Raw genomic sequence first — 18,436 nt, 5'->3', positions numbered from 1 at the left:
AAACCTTCACAAAACCTACTAGCAAGCTGCAATTTTCTAAGTTCAGAACTATATAAAGAAAAACTGTAGCTGGGACTAGGAAAGAATTAACCCATTAATTAACAACAAATAGGAAAGATATGAAAAATGAAATTGTACTATATGAGCGCCTAGATGGCCAATGTGATACAGCTCTAACAAATGTTGCTTTAAGCAATTATTATGATGTTCAGAGAGGAGAGGAAGATGAATTCCCAAATTATTATAAAGAACATGAGAACTCATGGGGTGCACAAATTCCATATATAGCACTAGGAGTGCTGTTATCGAAGCTTGTGGATTATGTCTGGCCAAAAGTAGTATCTGCGGTACAAGGGTGGCTAACCCCTACACAATCTGATGCTGATAGTAAGAATGATAGCGAAGGCAGTGACGCTGGTGCTGACCGTGATTCCGAAAATGTAGTCACTGTCTCTATCGGGGGAGATAGAGACAGTATGGGCTTATTTGTCTATGCTGCCTACAACGTACTACGTTTTAGGGAGCCATCTAATACAGATCCTAAAAATATAATAGAAAAATTCTTCCTCTCTTCTGTCGTGAAGGAAGGAGTTATGCAGGTTGAGATGCAGGAGTGGGATTTAAGTGCTATGAATTGTGCGCTCGCTTCCTTGAAACTACTATCCCTTTCTAATACAGTGGAAGAGGATAATACAGAAAACCCAGACTACAACCACAACTTAGCAATCGTCCCCGCTTCTTCTACTCCCGAGGAAAGTATAGAGAGCATTTCCCCACTTGATGCTGATCGGCACTCAGAAGAGTATGACATCATTACGCGAGAGGAGGAGAATGTAAGCATGGATATTTTTGCCTCAAGCTATGTGGCTGAGAGCGGAGAATATGTGAATGGGATAGGAGAAGACTCCAACGGTATTGCGGAAGGCTGGGTTGTAATACATTGATCAGGAACTGGCATAATAGATTTTCTGAATCAGCCCCCTTCACGTAAACAAGGATTAGAAATAAAAATTAACAATTATAATCTATTATATTAATTTTTTTTCATAAAGCAGTTGACCTTTTTAATTATCATATTATATTAAACTAGATTAAGATATTAACTAATAGTTAATATCTTAATCTACAGTTAAGCAAAAACCATCTTTTTATTTTAGATTAATACAATCGATAGTGAAAAAAGCGGTTTTTATTAGCAAAAAGTTAACTGATTAATTAACAAAAAATAGGTAGGATATGATAACAAATATAAAACCGAATAATTCTTTTATCTCTACTACCATAGACCGGCATACCCAAAAGCTGCAGGACTATTTAACAAATAACCTAGAAACCATAGCTTTAAAGATGGAAACTTTAGGACAAAAAATAGAGGATGTGGAAAAGCGATTCAAAGATCGGATTTCTGATATTGAGAGTGAGACATATAATATATATACAACCCGAATGGAAAACTCAGATAACCCCGCAGAGAGTCAATATCAAAATCATTCTGCTGAGTTAATAGGCCATGGAGGTAATCAGTCTAGTAGTGACCTTAATTAAACATATACTTATACTTTGCCTATTGTGATAAGTATGTTCTTTAATTACTTGAGACAAGGGCACTTAAACAAACACAATATATAAGTACATAGTTCACCCTGCACCTTAAAAATGCTTTACCATTATAAGTACAGCCATAGCATATCGATATCTAAGTTTGGGATAAGTTTAAATCCCAAACTTTTGCTCTGAGCAATTAGGCTACCTGCCGCTACAGGGGCGGCTATAAATTTTAATATAAACCGCAGCTCCAATATTATATCAAAATATCCCATCATTTCCAAAAAAAGTAGTAGAGAAATTTGATAGTCACTCATATAATCAACTTATATCAAACAATTAGATCAAAGGATAAATGGCGATTTTTTTAATAATCATTGTCACTATAATGATAGGATGGTCTGCTATTCTTTCTGCCACCGAAACGGCTATTACTGCATCTTCTCCTGGCAAAATACAAAAACTTAAGCTAAAAAACATTAAACATTCTATAGGAGCTTTAGAAGTACTGAAAAATAAAGAAAAAGTAATCGGTACCTTATTAATAATCAATACTCTTAGTAACACTATTTGCACCACAATTGCCACCAGCATGTTTATAGATTGGCTAGGAGATAGCGGAACCGTCGTTGCCACCGCGGTTATGGCGTTTGTGATCATAATTTTTGGGGAAGTCATTCCCAAAGCTATTGCCGTAGCCAAAGCAGAACAATTAGCTTTAGTTGCCTCGCCTATTATCCTATCGATGCTTAAGTTATTTAAGCCAATTAATTCGGCTTTTACCACTATAATTCAATTATTTTGTTTTATTTTTCGCATTAATTTACATCAAAAGATCTCAGGAGCTGAAGAAGTCCGGGGAGTGATTGAACATTACCACCAGGAAGGGAATGTTTATAAAGCGGACCGCGATATGTTAGGTGGGATATTAGACATTAGGCAAATGACCGTCTCAGAAATTATGATTCATAGAAGTAATATAGTAGCGATCAATATAGACTTACCTAAAGATGAAATAGTAAAGCGGGCCCTATCTTGCCCTCATACTAGAATACCTTTATGGCAAGACAGCCAAGATAATATAATTGGCGTGTTACATACCCGTGATCTTTTTAGAGTGCTATATGAACATAATAATGATACAACAAAAATTAATATTACTACCTTAATCAACATGCCCTGGTTTATACCTGACAACGCATTAGTAACCCATCAACTTAATGCTTTCCGCGAAAAGAAAAATCATTTTGCTTGCGTAGTTGACGAATATGGGGATTTACAAGGTATTATTACTTTAGAAGATATTTTAGAGGAAATTGTGGGGCCGATTATTGATGAACATGATTACCCTATTAATATAATCATGAAATTATCAGAAACAGAATTTATAATTGATGGATCTGCTACTATCCGAGATGTTAATAGAGAATTAAATTGGAATATATCAGATGAAAATGCTACTACAATAGCAGGGGTGATTATTCATACTCTTAAACGTATCCCAAATCAAGGGGAGTCTCTTAAAATATTTAATTTAGATATAGTAGTCAGTAAAAAAGTAGGTAATAGAATTAATAGCGTTAAAGTAACTGTGCTCCCTCCTATAGAAGTTGCAAATGATCAGTAATATTGGCCAGTTCTGCCAAATATCTGCAATAATGTTCAGTGCCCTAGCCATTACTATGGCATTATGTGATATTTACTTTCAAGAACGATACTTAAAGATTGTAAATAGTAGACTTCTTTCGAAACTCGCTTCTGGTAGGGGATTTGAAGGAGACTCTTCGCCCCGAACCGCAGCGTACTTAAATGTACGTGAGGATTCGAGCCTAGATTCGACGTACAAATTACCAGCAGAAGTAAAGTGTCCGAAGAGGTCTAGTGCATTTAATAATAAAAATTTAACCATTGCCTTTTTTTATTGCAGTGCGTTATTTGGGTTGTTAGGATTTGCCGCATTAGTCTATGGCTTTATCATATCAGACTTTTCTATTCAAAATGTTTTTCTCAACTCCAGTACTTTAAAACCCTTAATATTTAAAATTGCTGCCAGTTGGGCAAGCCATGAAGGGTCTATTCTGCTATGGTTATGCCTGTTGCAGGTCATTAGTGTAATTTATATTTTCCTTCTCAATTTTACCAAAGGGATAAAGAGGGGCGATGAAATCAGCATATCCATAATTATTCTCTCATTAATACAGCTAATGTTTGGGCTTTTCATTTATTTTACCTCCAATCCATTTAATAGCCTATCTTTTCACCCCCCCCAAGGCCTAGGCTTAAACCCTATGCTTCAGGACATCGCGCTACTAATCCACCCTCCTATATTATATTTAGGGTATGTTAGTTATGTTGCCCCTTTTAGCTCGGCCTGTATTATTTTGCTTCTCTCTCCTACTGTTTTACCTCATTTAAAAATCATTAAACTATTCGCAAATTTAGGGATATTATTTTTGACTTTAGGAATAGCTTTAGGCTCATGGTGGGCTTACCGGGAGCTAGGATGGGGGGGATTTTGGTTTTTTGATCCCGTAGAAAATATCTCTCTACTCCCCTGGTTATCAGGCATTGTATTATATCATTCATCTAAAGTAACCCTTCAATCTGGACGAATGTTTAATTGGACCATCTACCTATCCATTATTACCTTTTTAATTGCCATATTTAGTACTTTTTTAGTACGCTCAGGTCTAATCACCTCAATTCATTCTTTTGCCTTATCGCAAGAGCGAGCAATATATATGTTAGTGATATTTACTATTATTGCTCTATCAAGCTTAATATTGATTATAAAAAATAAGAATATTCCTATCCCCCCTCTGCTCGCCCCCACCCCTATTCTTGAAAAACTTATGATAATAGGGGGTAGTTGTTTTTTAATAGCTCTGAGCATTTTATTATATGCTACTATCTATCCGGTAGCTTACTCTATCTTATATAATCAATCCATTAGTATAGGAGAAAGTTTTTTTATTAATAACTTTATCATCTTTATTATTCCCACAATTTTACTAGCAGCTATTGCCTCAACTACTAAAATAGCTTCAACTACTAAAATAGATTTTCTGCCTAAGCCACAGCCTTCAGAATTTTCAGAAGCGAAGTCGAGTCGAGCTGCGTACATAGACGCAGCTGAGGAGCGGAGACAAGTGTCAACGACAAAATTACCAGTAGGAGTAGAGTTTGGAAAGAGGTCTAATAAAAAAAGCCTGTTATTATTCGTAAGCTCATTAATTATAACTATCCTTACTTCCCAAAAAATTTCATGCAGTTTTATTTCAGGAACTATCATCCTATTTTCTCTTTTTCTAATGTTAGAATCGGCAAGCTCTTGCGTAGAGAGAATGTTCAATAATAACAAAGTAATGAACCCTTCTATGATATTAGGGCATTTTGGCTTTGGGCTGCTGGCTTTATCTATTACCCTAAACGCATTATTACAAAGCGAATTAAATTTTATAGGGAAAGTTGGGGATAATATCACTACAGAAGATTTCAAAGCTACCCTTAAAAGTATCAGATATTCAGCTACCCAAAACTACTATCGTCAAATTGCAGAATTCTGGCTCCAGGATAAGCAAAATCATCTTACTATATTAAAGCCTGAAAATAGGTTCTATATAATAGAACAGCAATTATCTCAAGAAAGTAATATATATTCATATTTAACCTACGATCTATATGCAGTTTTAAATAAAATTGATGAGGAAACAATTCATGCAAAAATATACTATAAGCCTTTGATGGGCTTTTTGTGGTTATCTGTCATAATTATAGCAGGAGGATTTTTAATCAGTCTATTCAACAAAATCACCTGTTCACAGAATCTAGCCAGAAATGGAAATTGAGTGGCGTGTAGTTAAAATTATATTTTTGTGTTTTCTCCTATTCATTCTATTAATCCATTTATCTTTATGAGTTTGCATAAAAATAAAAGGTAGTATTGGCAATAAGAAGTCTACTTGCCCCCCTAACGGGAAAGTATTATTAATTAAAGGGGTGGCCATATTATTTTGTATAATTTGGTTACCGTTTAATTGCTTATTACTAATAGCCCCATTTTCATTGAGATGATTATTAGCAAAAATTGGCGGATTAATTTTAGACATTGGAATTTTATCTTCGGGAGCCCGAAGATTTGTTTTAGTAACACTCCCATTTGCCTCATTATCGCGGTTGGGAGCCATTATTTTAAGTAAACCATTAACTACTCCTAAGCTATTTGAGCTTTCTCCCCTATTTGTAATTTCATCTATTTTAGTAGCAGAGTAATATAAAGTCACCATCTTGCTTGGAGGATTTATTTGTGCCCTATATTGAGATAGAGGAGGGGATGTGGTTTCTGCGCTGACAGGCGTGCGCTCTGATGCCAAGTCTCTAGCCGCAACTAAAGAGGAAGGAGATCGCTTGAAGGGTACCGGTTCTGCCCCTTCCCTCACTAGATTTACAGGCTCATTTGTAGGTACCACTATTATATCCATCGCAATATTGGACGCTAGATTTTCATGATTTGCAGAATTGTCTTCATAAAACTCTGGAGCATTCAGGTCTCTCTTTATTCTCTTACTCCTTCCTGTACTCATCTCGGGTTGTACGCTCCGATGCATAGAATCATCCGAGTATACTACCTCGGGAAGAGTAGGTTCTATTGCTACTAGATCCACCTCTACTTTAGGCTCTACTTCTACCGTTAATTCTTCTGCTGGCGCTATTGCTACAGAATGAACTATCTGAGCAGTATTATCTTTTACCCCCACTACTTCTTCCTTTACAATATTTGGATATTGCTCAAGGCTACTAGGGCTATTTATTGCTCCCACCTCATCCCCTAGATCCTGATCTGCAGCTTCTTCTGCTATTAAAGTGCTATCCCTTAAATCATCACTTTCATCTATATTCTGCTCATCTATATTCTGCTCATCTATATTCTGCTCATCTATATTCTGCTCATCTATACTCTGCTCATCTATACTCTGCTCATCTATACTCTGCTCATCTATACTCTGCTCATCTATACTCTGCTCATCTATACTCTGCTCATCTATACTCTGCTCATCTATACTCTGCTCGTCTATATTCTCTTCCTGTTCATCATTACTGCTAAGGTGATCATCCAGTAACAGAGTATCTTGCTTTCGTATTCCTTCTTTCCCTCCTATATCACTTTCAAATCCTTCATCAGGTATTATGACTGCTCTTGGATCGTAATCTTCCTCACCTACTAACAATTTAGGCGGGGGCTCAGCATCTTCGTACGTTTTAGCATCATCTACAGGAGTAGCTCTATCGCTTAAGATAAGTACCTCCTCCCCTAGATTCTGATCTGTAGCTTCTTCTGCTACTAAAGTGCTATTCATTAGACCTCTTTCATAGCTCGCATCGAGCTGGTAATTTGCAGGAGACTTGGAGGACCAAACTGCGGGATACTCCAGTGTAGGCGAGGATTTGAGGCTATAGTCAATTGATGAGAAGTTGGTGACATCGTCACTCAATGCTTGCCTATTATATAGCGTCGCTCCATCGCTCCTAGCACCAAATTCTCCTGAATTGACTATAGATTCGTCATATAAATTCCCAGCAGAAGTAGCATTGCGCAAGAGGTCTGATAAATAGTCACTTTCATCTCTCTCCTGTTCGTCTATATTCTGCTCGTCTCTCTTCTGCTCCTCTATATCTTGCTCATCTATATCCTGAGCCCCTATATCTTCTTCCTGTTCATCACTACTAAAGTTTCCATCAAGTAATAGAGTATCTTGCTTTCGCGTTCCTTCTTTCCCCCCTATATCACTTTCAAATCCTTCATCGGCTGCTATAATATCCCTGAGAGTCTCTGTCTTACTATTATTATTCTCTACGTTAAATATAGCAGCTTTGGCTTCGGCCAGTTCTTTTAAAGACACTTCCTCCTCTAATGGACTGCTTCTTGATATGGATGGGGTCATATAGGGATTTTGTTCGTCAGTTTCCATCTCTCTTTTAGATAAACTTAATTTATCTAATAGTCCCTCTAGTCGCTGTAGCAAAGCACCCTGCTTGCACACCATTTCTTCAATATGCTCAATATTATCGCGCAGCTTATATATCTCTTTATTTAACGCTGTAAGGGAAAGATTACTGTCATCAGATGTATCTAATGCCCTATTTGCTTCCTTTTCCTCTTTGAGCTGCTCCTTTAATAATGCTTTTTTCTGCAAAACCTCTTGTTTTTCCTTCTCTAATTCTCTTAATTTTTCCCTAAAATGTTCTAAATTTAATTCACCTTCCTTAATATCTGCCTCATTATTACAAATTTTCTGTTGAATTGTTGGTATTCCCTTTTGCTGCTCCCAGATAGCATTCTTAGCTTCTTGCATTTCTGCGTCTCTCTCTACTATTATCCTGTTTCTTATTCTCTCTAATTCCTGTTTCTTTGCTTGCCATTGCGCCTCTATTTCTGGATCAGATAAATAATTATTCTCTACTATAGAATCAATATTATCTAAATTTTTGGTAACTTCTAACTCTTCTAACGTAACATCCCCAATTTTCTTATCTAATTCTTCCATAGTATATTGCAAATTATTAATCTGCTCATCATAAACATTTAATGCCTCCATTATTCCGCCAGCTTGATCTAACTTTAACTGCAGATCCTCGCTAAGACGTTTCGCTCCATTTTGTATCTGTTGTAGGATCATATGCTCTTGACGTTGTTTTTCTAATAATTTCTCAAAACCATCTTGCTCCTCCTCCAACTTCCTTAACTTCTCTTGTATCACTTCCTTATTATGCTCTAATGCCGCAACAAATTTACTTTTTGCTTCCTGTTGCAGAAAAAATAACGCTTCATCATGCTTAGAATTTAGGTTTGCTAATTCGTAGTAATTAAGTTGATATGATGCTTCTAAATCCTTTTCTGCTTTTGCTAGCTGAGTTTTCTTACTATCAAGGTCCCTTTCTAATAAGACCTGGCCTTGTTGGCTATTGAAAAGTATATTTTCACAATCCCCAATCGAATCTTGGCATAAATTTATCTCTGCTTCAATTTCCCCAATTTTCCTATCATAGCTTGCTATTTTGCGGGTTGAAATCTCTGGATCTACTATCACAGCCGCTGGTTTTATTTCTTCTAATTCCAAACTAATTTTTGCTCGTTCTAAAACGTCCAATTTGCCAGAAAATTGATATCTTATTCCAATAGTTTGATCTATAATATCTGTGATGTTCGTTAGTTGTTTTTTAACTATTTCAATTTTTTCATCAGGTAAAATTGCTTTTTGCAATTCAACAGATAGATTCAGAAGGGCTGGGGTTAATTCTTGCGCCTCTCCTATTAGTTTATGCTTTTTTAAGCTATCCTCTAAAGCACATATTTCCACTATTTCCCCTAATATATCTATATCGACTGTTGGCATCTCTCTCTATTTATTTTATTTTAAAAAATTTCACTAAGCTGTAGAGCCCTAAATTCAATATTAAATTGTTATATACTACTCTTCTTTCACAAATTGTTTTTTTATTTTATCATGGGCTCACGTACTGGCATGTACGCTGCGCACGCTCGCCATTTAAAATACAATCCAATTCTTGAAGTACGAGCAGTATACTCAAATGATTTGAAGAATTACACCATGCAATATAGCCAAAGTGATTTAGCTGGTGACACTTGAATTTAAAGGGAAGGTTGCGCAGCGTATCGTTATAGAGAATACGTGAGCACAACCGAATCTTGCAAATTCAAGTGTCACCAGCTAAATCACTTTGGCTATACGTCTCCCCTGCAGCGTACATTGGTATATTAGGAACAAAATTATAACATTTTCGTAGCCAACTTTGAAGAACAAAAGAGTATACATCCCTTCGAGTATACCTTATTCATTGAGTTTAATCACTATAGTCAATTGATGAGAAGTTGGTGACATCGTCACTCAATGCTTACCTATTATATATAGGCTCTACCATCACTCCTAACACCAAATTCTCCTGAATTGACTATAACCCGGTATAAATTGGGGGTTAAATGCGAAATAACACAAATAAACGTCAAGTTACCTTCTGTTTATATAACAATTTAGCTTCTATTGCAAATAGTAGAAAAGAATCGAAGAATTTCTAATTCTTGGTGATAACAAAATAGTAACACTTAGCAACTGTATTAACTATAAGTACTAATATGGTGGCAGTATTTTTACTCAGGTAGATTGACAAAGAAATTATTGTCAAGTATAAGTTAAAGGTTACTATATGAATTACACATTGAAATATAGAGATGATATTAAGGCAAGAGGTAAGAAAATTCAACCATCAATAAGCATAATACTGATAAGAAGTTATTAAGTCCTTTTCATATATACTGCTCGTACTTCAAGAATTGGATTTTATTGCGAATGGCGAGCGCACGGAGCGTACAACAGTACGTGAGCACGCGAAACTTTGATAAAATGAAAAAACAACTCTTGAAAGGTGAAGAGTATACCAGGTTATCTTCAAAAAGTAATAGGAGTTCAAGGGATTAAGCGGCGCGGAGCAGCTTAAGCGCAAATTTTTATCAATGTACTATGTTCCTTGCTGACTTATACTCGAGTGATCCCTCGAGTTGGATTTGAAAATGAGTTTAAACTATTACTAACTAATATGAGAAGTTTATGAGCCATATGCTCACAATACTTACTTTTTTTAAATACGCCCTATTAATTTGTGTAAGTATTGGTTTAGCAACTATAATAACATATCCAGCAAAAGCTGGGAAGGAGGACGATGGCTTACCTTCTTCAAGCACTATATCTGTTCCCCCGGCTTCCACGTCGCCTAAGGTTACTTCTTTTGGCCGGAAATACAGCTTCGAGCCTGATGAGACCCGCCCGCCGCCGCCCTCCTTGGATACTCACTCAACAACACTCACAACAGAACTCATAAAAAATGCGGAATCAACACGTCAAGAAAGTAGCATCCAAGATATTGCCTCAGAAAATGCGACAAAAGAAATAGAGCTACTACAGAGTGAGATTGATAAAGGCTCAAAACTAGTTGAGAAAGAAATAGAGGAATGTAATAAAGAAATAGAGTTATGGGATAAAGATCAGGAGGATAACCAGCAGGATTTGCGTATTAATACTTGGCCTGACGACCTACAAGAGTGGGATTGGGATTCAACTCCCACTACTTCACTACCTTCACCAGATTGGGATAATTCGTACGACGGAGCGCTGCAAGTTCCCCTAAAAAGGTCTACATCTTTACCTGGCTTAGAACGAACTCCCGCAGGGGATTATAGTCATGTACCTGTTAACAAGGGCACAGAAGAAGTTGTAAAACCGAATATGGTCAAATCTCTCTCTGGCAGGAAAGAACCCGTAACTATTGCTCCCATTTTGTCTCCTAATAATCTAGATTTAGTAAGCCCAGCCAGTCAAAATAGTAAAGATATCCCTCAAAAAAAGGCAGCAGATGAGGATCAAGGGTTTGGCGAATTCTTAGAAGCCGCGCCTACACTGTTAATAGAACGCCCTTCTAGTACACCTCACTCCTCTCAAGATAGAGACATTTTCTCCATAGAGCGCTCCTTACCTATTGAAAGTCATCATGGCTCAAGACGAAATAGTTCTACCTCCTCTCATGACAACTCCACTATTATGAACGATTCAGGGTATCAAGACGAGATAGATCCAGATCAGGATAACTCATCCAAAGAAAATTCACCTATCCCTATAGATTGGGATGAGTCATTTTCACCGCCGCTTCAAATTCAAGGGTTAGATAGCAATTTTCCTGAAAGGGAGGCAAGAATACTTGAAGGTACCCCGAATGTAATATCACCATTGGAATTAGAAGGTAGAGAGCCGCCCGGCAAGAGAGCTAAGAGAAATTTGTCTGATGATCCTATTGGCCAAATGCCGCTACTAGGCGCAGGGGGAGGGATTTCACATCCTACCACGCTAATAATAGAAAAAGAAGCGCCAAGAATACCCGAAGCATCTTCAGAGCAAGCAGATCTGGTACCCCCAGGCCGAGAAAACTTAGGAGAAGAAAGATCTGGAGCAGAAATTATTCCGCTCTTTCAAGAAAGGACCACTCCCACGCCGCCTTTATCTCAAGAAATATCAGCAGGTGGCACTCCGCCAACTTCTCCTACAACATTAGAAGATGAGCACCTGCCGCCTCCTCAAGAAGGGCCAGCGCCACGACCGCCTTTACCTCTAGCCCCTTCAGGAGACGACGCTCCACCTGCTCCTCTTCCAGTGCCAGGAGGTGGGGAGCCAACACCTCCGCAAGAATGGCCTGCATCTCCGCCACCTTTACCTACAGGAGCGTCAGGAGCGGGAGCTCCATCACCAGCTACTATAGGGCCAGGGGACGGGGGCGGTCCACCTCCTCCTAAAATAATACCAAATTATTATTTTACAGACATTGTGAATATTATCAGATTTTTTATTAATAACCGCTTTACTGGGGTCTCTGTTTTTCCTATTAAAACAATTCTTTCGGCGGGTGAGGAGAATGATAATATCCAAAGAGGAATATGGATAAGTGGATTATATGGATTTATTAAACAAAGATTAGTAGATAATGCTGCTGGTTACACTGGCCATAATCGTGGTGGAAATATTGGCTTTGACGCCGAAATTAACAATAATCTGATAGGTATAGCATATAGCAACATACATTCCATATTTAAATGTAAAACTAATCAAGTTAAGGATAGAGGAATAGCAACAAGTCATGTATTCTCTATTTATGGCCAGAAAAATTTATATTCTAACTTTACTGTACAGGGCCTAGCATTAGTGTCACGTAGTGACGTTAACAATATTACTCCCTATTTATTGAATAACACTCAATACCATCTTACTGAAAAATACCGAGTCACTAATTATAGCCTAGAAGCTTTATTGAATTATCAATATCCTACTAAGTATAATTTAATCCTTGCACCAAATATTGGCTTAAGGTATGGTTTTTCTCTTTATGACATGCATAATAACCTACCTAATTTATTACATAATTCTAAATCACGTAATATGCTGACGGGTATTATAGGCACTAAGCTCTCTTTACCATTAAAGAAAATTACTGACTCAATTAGTTTGGGATTAATTTTGCAAGGGGGAATAGAATATAATTTCAACCCTAAAGCTCAGCAAATAACGAGAACTATAAGTGTAGGAAATTTTTATCCGATACAAAATTATATTCTATCGAAACCTCCTAAAACAACCTACAATGTTGGAGCGAGTCTTGTTACTCATATAAAAAATCTTCAAATTTCTTTAGAATATCATTATCATTTATATAAACGTTATTATAGTCATCACGGAATAATGAAATTTAAAGTAAATTTTTAAGTTCTGTTATCTATTAAATACCCTTTTTTATTCTCAAAAATTGGCGTCAAATGAAGATTTTCCCCCACAACGTGCACAAGATATACGCTCGTATAGCATAGGCCATTAAGGTGATTACAGAGTACTTCAAGCATGCATTACTCTGCTCTTGGCATACTATCGTGTATACTCTAGGAACTTCAAGAATTGGCGTCGTTGTGCCCTAAAGATCGAGGCTGCTCACGTACTTTATAGTACGCTGCGCTGCTCAACTTTGCCACTCCTCGCTCTTCTTGAAGTTGATTCTATCGTCTACCAACTCTTCAGATACGAGCAGTATATGTATCATAATGATATAAGCTATACATTAGACCTCTTGCATAACCTAATCTAATTGGTAATTTTGTCGTCGAAACTCCTCTCTGTTCCTCACGTACGTCTATGTACGCTGCGGTACTCGACTTCGTTTCTCCTAAAAATTCTTCAATTATCTTTAGGTTATGCAAGAGGTCTATTGCAGTTTAGAGCGAAGCATCTTCTTAAAATTCTTGCTCAATACAAGCTGCCAAAGCAGCCTAATGCGTCAATCACTTTAGCTATACTTCCATCCCTAGCAATAAATAAAAAAATTTAAAAGGTTTTAAAAAACTTATAGTACACCTTGATATCTATGATTATAATTTTATCTCATCCTAGGTTCTGTGAGCAAAAATGCCTATAAATCTACTCATTACATAGAAACCGTCACAGAAGCTAGAGATATAGAAGCTAGAGGATAAATATATTATTATATTACTTTTTTTTATTTATTATGACAGAACAATATTCAAATTATCCGACTAAATTGAAGCAGAATTTTATTAAGTTAATTTTCTTAATATTTATATTTTATTTTATTTTAATAATTTTTTTACATCAATATTATAATAAAAAAAGTAAAATAGAAAAAATACAAATTTTAGAGAAATACTATCACCAATTAATAGAATTAAGCTTAAACAAAATAGCGGTGATAGCGCATCAGTTACCTGCTAATGCGGGCAGTAAAAATATCTTCAATAGCACTGGAAGTGATATTGAAATATGTAATGCAGGAAAATGTTTTAGTTATAACCTTTTCCGTTTCGGGACCTTACTAAATCAGCATATTCCAGAATTTATTTATTATAAAATAGAGCTAAATAAAAAATTATTGTATTCCAATACTAAAATTCAAAACACTACAACCCAAGCTTATCAATTAGAGAAGGGCTATAACATTAATGATTTCACTCAAATTAGCATTAGTTTAGCTATTGATAATCAGGTATGGAATAAAATAGAGGAAGGTATTAAAGAACCCTTTTGGATATTAATAATCTTCTTCGCCGCTAATATACTGCTAATATATGTTGTGTTGTATAAATCACTACGCTATTTCCAAAATAACTATGCACTATATTATCATAAAAAATATGAATCACAGTTAGCCTATGTAACAAAAATGTATCAGCAAGAATTAAAAAATTGCAAAGCGACTTTAATGAAAAAGATATGGGAGAATGATTTTAACAAACAAAAAGATTTAGAAATAAACTACCTCTTTGCTCAACAAGCTAATCAAATAGCGTTCATTAACGATGTATTTAATATTGCAGAAAGTAAAAGTAAAAATTCAAAGTTAAAAAAGCTTAATGATGCCGTGCCTTGTTCTATAGTGTTATATCAAGCAGACCAAATGGAAGAAGTGAATATTAACCAATTAATTTGTTTATTTAAAAATAGATTCGAACAAGAAGATGATAATATCCTGATTGAAATCACAAGTGATATTAAGGAGATAAACTTTTCGTCTAGTGCCGCACTCCACCAAATTATTTATAGCATAATTAGCTATTTATTTTTCTTGCTTAAAAAACAATCTGCAGGTAATATATATAATATTAAATTAACCATTGGTGGAGCAAAAGATGAAATAGAGCTGAATTTTGAATATGATGGCGAGGCTATAATTTCAGAAAAAGAATTATTTAAGTTGTCTTCTCAATTTTTTAAAACTCATGCTAATCCCTTTGTGCTTAATCTTATACAGGTATTTAATGTACTAAAAACTAATGGGTTTAATTTAAAAATAGAGCGTAATAAATATAATACCATTGAAATAAAGCGCCACAAGCAGCAAAATAATAATAAACTTGTAAAAATAGAAAATAATGTGATTTTATTAAACTCTTTCCCTAAAAAAAATAATGACTAGCTATTTATATAATTTTGTTTCTATAATCAATTCAGGAGAATTTGGTGCTAGGAGCGATGGAGCGACGCCTATATATAATAGGCAAGCATTGAGTGACGATGTCACGAACTTCTCGTCAGTTGATTATATAATCTGGTTCTTACGCATGGCAAGGGGGCGTTTATTTATATATTATACTGAGCTCGGCCTGCCGCACGCTTTTAAACTTAATTCCTGGAAATATTCCATTATATTACACTTCCTGTATAAGTCCCACAACCCTTTGGAATTTGTAGAAGAAACGAACCATGCTACTAGAGCATACATAGAGGCACCTGTCAAGCAGAGGCGAGTTTCAGCTATAAAATTACCCTTTAGATTAACTTATGCAGGAAGTCTATTATTAATATTATTATTATCTATGCACAGTAGTTCTTTTGGAAAAGAAAAAATAACTAACTTAATCGTTCCAGTAAGTTATTTTGTTAATCACCAAAAACAGCTTAAAGAAGCTAGAGAATATCTAAATAAATATAGACAAGTGAGTATTATTGGGACTAGTGGTATAGGAAAAACCCAGTTTGCTAGGGCATATGCTTATGAACATAAGGATAATTACAATATTATTTGGTTTTTTGATTGCAATTTGAATTTAAATGAGGAATTTGTTAAATTAGCCAAACAACTTAATCAAATATTGAAAGCTAATATAGTTGAAGAAGCGAGAGATGCTAAGAAAGGCGTATTAGAATATTTAGCACATAAAGGTAAATGGTTATTAATATTTGATAACTTGAAAATTGGAGAGAATAAGAAAGTTAAAGATATAATAGAGTGGGAGCATAACGGAGATATTATGTTTTGTTCCCAAGAAAGCGGGCATTTGCCAAATGCCAATGCCTTAGAAATGAGTTTATTTGATAGAGAGAACACAATTACGTTAGCAAAAAATTTACTTGATAGTTATGATGATAAAGATATCGAATTTTTAATTACTGCCTTTAGTGGTTATCCTATATTAATTGTACAGGCCGCACAATTATTGAATAAAATTAAAGGTTTAGATAAAGAAGAATATAAGAGAAAAATTTATCAATCCGCAGATAAAATAGAATTAAATATAAATATGGCTATTAAGGAGTTACAGCCTAGTGCGGTTAGTTTACTGGGAAAGATAGCCTTAATGAATAACCAAAGTTTTTCTAAGCAGATACTAAGTATTATTACTGATAATCCAGATACCCTAGACGATGATATTTACAAGCTCTCCAAATTTCTCTTAATTAATAATATTGATTCCAATGAAGAGCATCCAATTTTCGAAATGCATGATATTATTGCAGATAAGGTGCAGAAAATAAATGGTAATAGGAATAACCGAAATTATTTAGAGGATATAATCGGTAAGTTAGTTCAATATATACCAAAAAGTGTAATAAAGGCTCATATTTTTAGAATTTCCCGAACTATTCAAGGTAATTTTGAGATACTATCGAATAATGCTGCTAAGTATGACATCAATGTTTATAAATTGGTTGGGCTCAATTTACAGTTAATAGTACAATATGTTAACTCTTTAGATTTGGATAATACACAAAAGTTAGTAGAGTGGTTTAATAAAAATGAGAAGGAAAAAAAATTTAAACTCTGGTTAATGAATAATGATGAAAAAGCTTTATATGCAACTTACTTAGGGTTAATAGGGGTATATTATAAAAGATGTGCAAATGATACAGTGGCTATCGAATATTATACTAGAGCCCAAAAAGTCTTTGATAGTGTAAAAGGATATGAAGCTTTTAAATGCAACGTAGTATATTGCTTAGTATTAGCTAATATAGCATTAGGTCGACTTCCAGAAGCCGAACAAAATATTCAGATAATGGACAAGATGTTTAAGGGAGTATTAGCAGAAAATGCTGATATTATTACTTTATATTTTGCTAAAGCAAGATTATTTTTTATGCAAGGAAAATATGAAGACGCTCTCCATCAAGTCGGTAAAACTATAAACACATTAATCAATAATGGGGCAGGAGCTCATGATTTATTTCTAACAAACTATTATATGTTAAGAGCAGAAATACTCAATTTTCTTGGTAAACATCATGCTGCTCATTCTCAAGCTAAACAACTATATGATATGAATAAGCCAGTCAAACCGGAAGGGCATGAAATATATGCGCGTATTTATACGCAATTTGCTAAAAGTGATATGGAACAAGGGAAGGTGGATAAGGCCTTAGTGCATATTAATAAAGCCATAGAAATATTATTAGCTGATTATAGAAGAAACCCCAAAGATATCGAACAATCAGAAGATCCCGACTTAGCCGCCAGTTATGTAGTGCAAGGAGAAATTTTTTCTATGAAGAATAACCTTAAAACAGCAATAGAATCTTACAAGAAAGCTAACGTTATTTATTTTTATTTATATAGAAATAATTCAAAGAATGTTGCTCAAGTGAGTTATCTATATCTTCAAGGAGCTAAAGCGGCGTGTAAGGCTAAGGATTTATATAATTATAAGTTCTTTGGTAAGCCTCAAATTAAAGAATTTGGTCTACGACACCCTAACAGTACTGCTATGCTAGAATATTGTACTCAGCATAATATGAACTTATGGTCAAAAAATTAACTGAAGCTAGCTACTACTAATCTACGGATTTCATTTGGTATTTTAAACCGATAAGCACTGTAACCAACAATTACCGGGACAGGTTTAAAAATAGGGGAATAAATTTCTATAATTTGCTAGGTTGTGTGCACCTTTATCTTAGCCGCAGGATCAGGGAAGCAAAAGCAATAAAGCCTATGAAGGAGGAAGCTTTTTTATCAAATCTAACAAATACCCGTCTAAAATGTTTGAGTTTACTAAAGAAACATTCTATTAAATGTTGTTCTTTATAGATATGTTGATCGTATTCACGCTGTACTTTGCGATTAGATTTAGGTGGAATAACAACCTTACACCCTTTACTTTCTAAGCTTTTTATAAAAGCATCACTATCATATCCCTTATCTGCTATAACAGTTGTACGGCACTGTTAACAAAATAAGTTGTAAATGAAAAAATATGGGGTAGAATAATTGGCAAGTAAGAAGGTTCAATTATGAAAGAAGAAAGAAAATACCCAATTAGTGAAGGTAAGTTTGAAGAGCTGGTAGAGCCAGCTCTCAAAAGAGAGTTAAAGAAACCAGGTTGTCCTATGACAGTAAGCCATTATAAGTTTTTTTGTGGGGTATTATACCAATTCCCATTATTAACTAGGCTATTTAGCGCTAGAATATAGGTTGTATTTCTGTTATAATTTTCTTACGATGAGAAAATAGGTAACAGAATAGACCTCTTGCATAACCTAATCTAATTGGTCAT

General features: G+C 35.1%; 11 protein-coding genes. 8 read left to right on the top strand and 3 right to left on the bottom strand.

All coding sequences use genetic code 11. The features are described from left to right. The first annotated feature begins 119 nt into the window (after positions 1-119). The 4 genes from AAGD44_RS07125 to AAGD44_RS07110 all read left to right on the top strand — a co-directional run bounded on the left by AAGD44_RS07125 (position 120) and on the right by AAGD44_RS07110 (position 5,393). The gene (locus AAGD44_RS07125; protein ID WP_341763976.1) at positions 120-944 is read left to right on the top strand and encodes a hypothetical protein; all 825 of its coding nucleotides are present in this window, start codon (positions 120-122) and stop codon (positions 942-944) included. Positions 945-1,236: 292 nt separating this feature from the next. Next, entirely contained in the window at positions 1,237-1,545 is a 309-nt protein-coding gene (locus AAGD44_RS07120) for a hypothetical protein (RefSeq protein WP_341763975.1), read from the top strand. Between the two features lie 355 nt (positions 1,546-1,900). Further along, complete coding sequence (locus tag AAGD44_RS07115; RefSeq protein ID WP_341763974.1) at positions 1,901-3,172, top strand: HlyC/CorC family transporter; 1,272 nt, start codon at positions 1,901-1,903, stop codon at positions 3,170-3,172. Further along, the gene (locus AAGD44_RS07110; protein WP_341763973.1) at positions 3,162-5,393 is read left to right on the top strand and encodes a cytochrome c-type biogenesis CcmF C-terminal domain-containing protein; all 2,232 of its coding nucleotides are present in this window, start codon (positions 3,162-3,164) and stop codon (positions 5,391-5,393) included. Before AAGD44_RS07115 ends, AAGD44_RS07110 begins: the two co-directional genes overlap by 11 nt. Here AAGD44_RS07110 and AAGD44_RS07105 read toward each other — a convergent pair. After that, positions 5,373-8,939: a hypothetical protein gene (locus AAGD44_RS07105; RefSeq protein ID WP_341763972.1), complete on the bottom strand. Its 3,567-nt coding sequence runs from the start codon at positions 8,937-8,939 to the stop codon at positions 5,373-5,375. The two genes, AAGD44_RS07110 and AAGD44_RS07105, sit on opposite strands and share 21 nt — an antisense overlap. A gap of 1,230 nt (positions 8,940-10,169) precedes the next feature. On the opposite strand from AAGD44_RS07105, the gene AAGD44_RS07100 reads away from it, so the two are divergent. Then, positions 10,170-12,866, top strand: coding sequence for an autotransporter outer membrane beta-barrel domain-containing protein (locus tag AAGD44_RS07100; RefSeq protein WP_341763971.1), 2,697 nt, complete (start codon positions 10,170-10,172; stop codon positions 12,864-12,866). A 302-nt stretch (positions 12,867-13,168) separates the two neighbouring features. Here AAGD44_RS07100 and AAGD44_RS07095 read toward each other — a convergent pair whose 3' ends face one another. Beyond that, complete coding sequence (locus AAGD44_RS07095; RefSeq protein WP_341763970.1) at positions 13,169-13,351, bottom strand: palindromic element RPE1 domain-containing protein; 183 nt, start codon at positions 13,349-13,351, stop codon at positions 13,169-13,171. A gap of 305 nt (positions 13,352-13,656) precedes the next feature. Here AAGD44_RS07095 and AAGD44_RS07090 point away from each other — a divergent pair, with 305 nt between their 5' ends. Continuing rightward, positions 13,657-15,081 (top strand): hypothetical protein, encoded by a 1,425-nt coding sequence (locus AAGD44_RS07090; RefSeq protein WP_341763969.1) that lies wholly within the window; start codon positions 13,657-13,659, stop codon positions 15,079-15,081. Further along, on the top strand, positions 15,074-17,698 hold the full coding sequence (locus tag AAGD44_RS07085; RefSeq protein WP_341763968.1) for a tetratricopeptide repeat protein: 2,625 nt from the start codon (positions 15,074-15,076) through the stop codon (positions 17,696-17,698). The genes AAGD44_RS07090 and AAGD44_RS07085 overlap by 8 nt, the downstream gene beginning before the upstream one ends. Before the next feature lie 133 nt (positions 17,699-17,831). Here AAGD44_RS07085 and AAGD44_RS07875 read toward each other — a convergent pair whose 3' ends face one another. After that, positions 17,832-18,089, bottom strand: coding sequence for a transposase (locus AAGD44_RS07875; protein ID WP_410521014.1), 258 nt, complete (start codon positions 18,087-18,089; stop codon positions 17,832-17,834). Positions 18,090-18,173: 84 nt separating this feature from the next. On the opposite strand from AAGD44_RS07875, the gene AAGD44_RS07080 reads away from it, so the two are divergent. Beyond that, positions 18,174-18,353, top strand: a complete 180-nt coding sequence (locus tag AAGD44_RS07080) for a hypothetical protein (protein WP_341763967.1) — start codon at positions 18,174-18,176, stop codon at positions 18,351-18,353. Positions 18,354-18,436: the final 83 nt, after the last annotated feature.

This window comes from Candidatus Tisiphia endosymbiont of Beris chalybata, from assembly GCF_964026555.1.
Taxonomy (GTDB): Bacteria; Pseudomonadota; Alphaproteobacteria; order Rickettsiales; family Rickettsiaceae; genus Tisiphia.
Note: the sequence above shows the minus strand (reverse complement) of the source record. Positions and strands in the feature narration are given on the sequence as shown.

Excerpts from the sequence above, each read along its gene's own strand:
- AAGD44_RS07120 (WP_341763975.1), top strand. The coding sequence starts at position 1,237 with ATGATAACAAATATAAAACCGAATAATTCTTTTATCTCTACTACCATA.
- AAGD44_RS07125 (WP_341763976.1), top strand. The coding sequence starts at position 120 with ATGAAAAATGAAATTGTACTATATGAGCGCCTAGATGGCCAATGTGAT.
- AAGD44_RS07115 (WP_341763974.1), top strand. The coding sequence starts at position 1,901 with ATGGCGATTTTTTTAATAATCATTGTCACTATAATGATAGGATGGTCT.
- AAGD44_RS07085 (WP_341763968.1), top strand. The coding sequence starts at position 15,074 with ATGACTAGCTATTTATATAATTTTGTTTCTATAATCAATTCAGGAGAA.
- AAGD44_RS07090 (WP_341763969.1), top strand. The coding sequence starts at position 13,657 with ATGACAGAACAATATTCAAATTATCCGACTAAATTGAAGCAGAATTTT.
- AAGD44_RS07105 (WP_341763972.1), bottom strand. The coding sequence starts at position 8,939 with ATGCCAACAGTCGATATAGATATATTAGGGGAAATAGTGGAAATATGT.
- AAGD44_RS07080 (WP_341763967.1), top strand. The coding sequence starts at position 18,174 with ATGAAAGAAGAAAGAAAATACCCAATTAGTGAAGGTAAGTTTGAAGAG.
- AAGD44_RS07100 (WP_341763971.1), top strand. The coding sequence starts at position 10,170 with ATGAGCCATATGCTCACAATACTTACTTTTTTTAAATACGCCCTATTA.
- AAGD44_RS07110 (WP_341763973.1), top strand. The coding sequence starts at position 3,162 with ATGATCAGTAATATTGGCCAGTTCTGCCAAATATCTGCAATAATGTTC.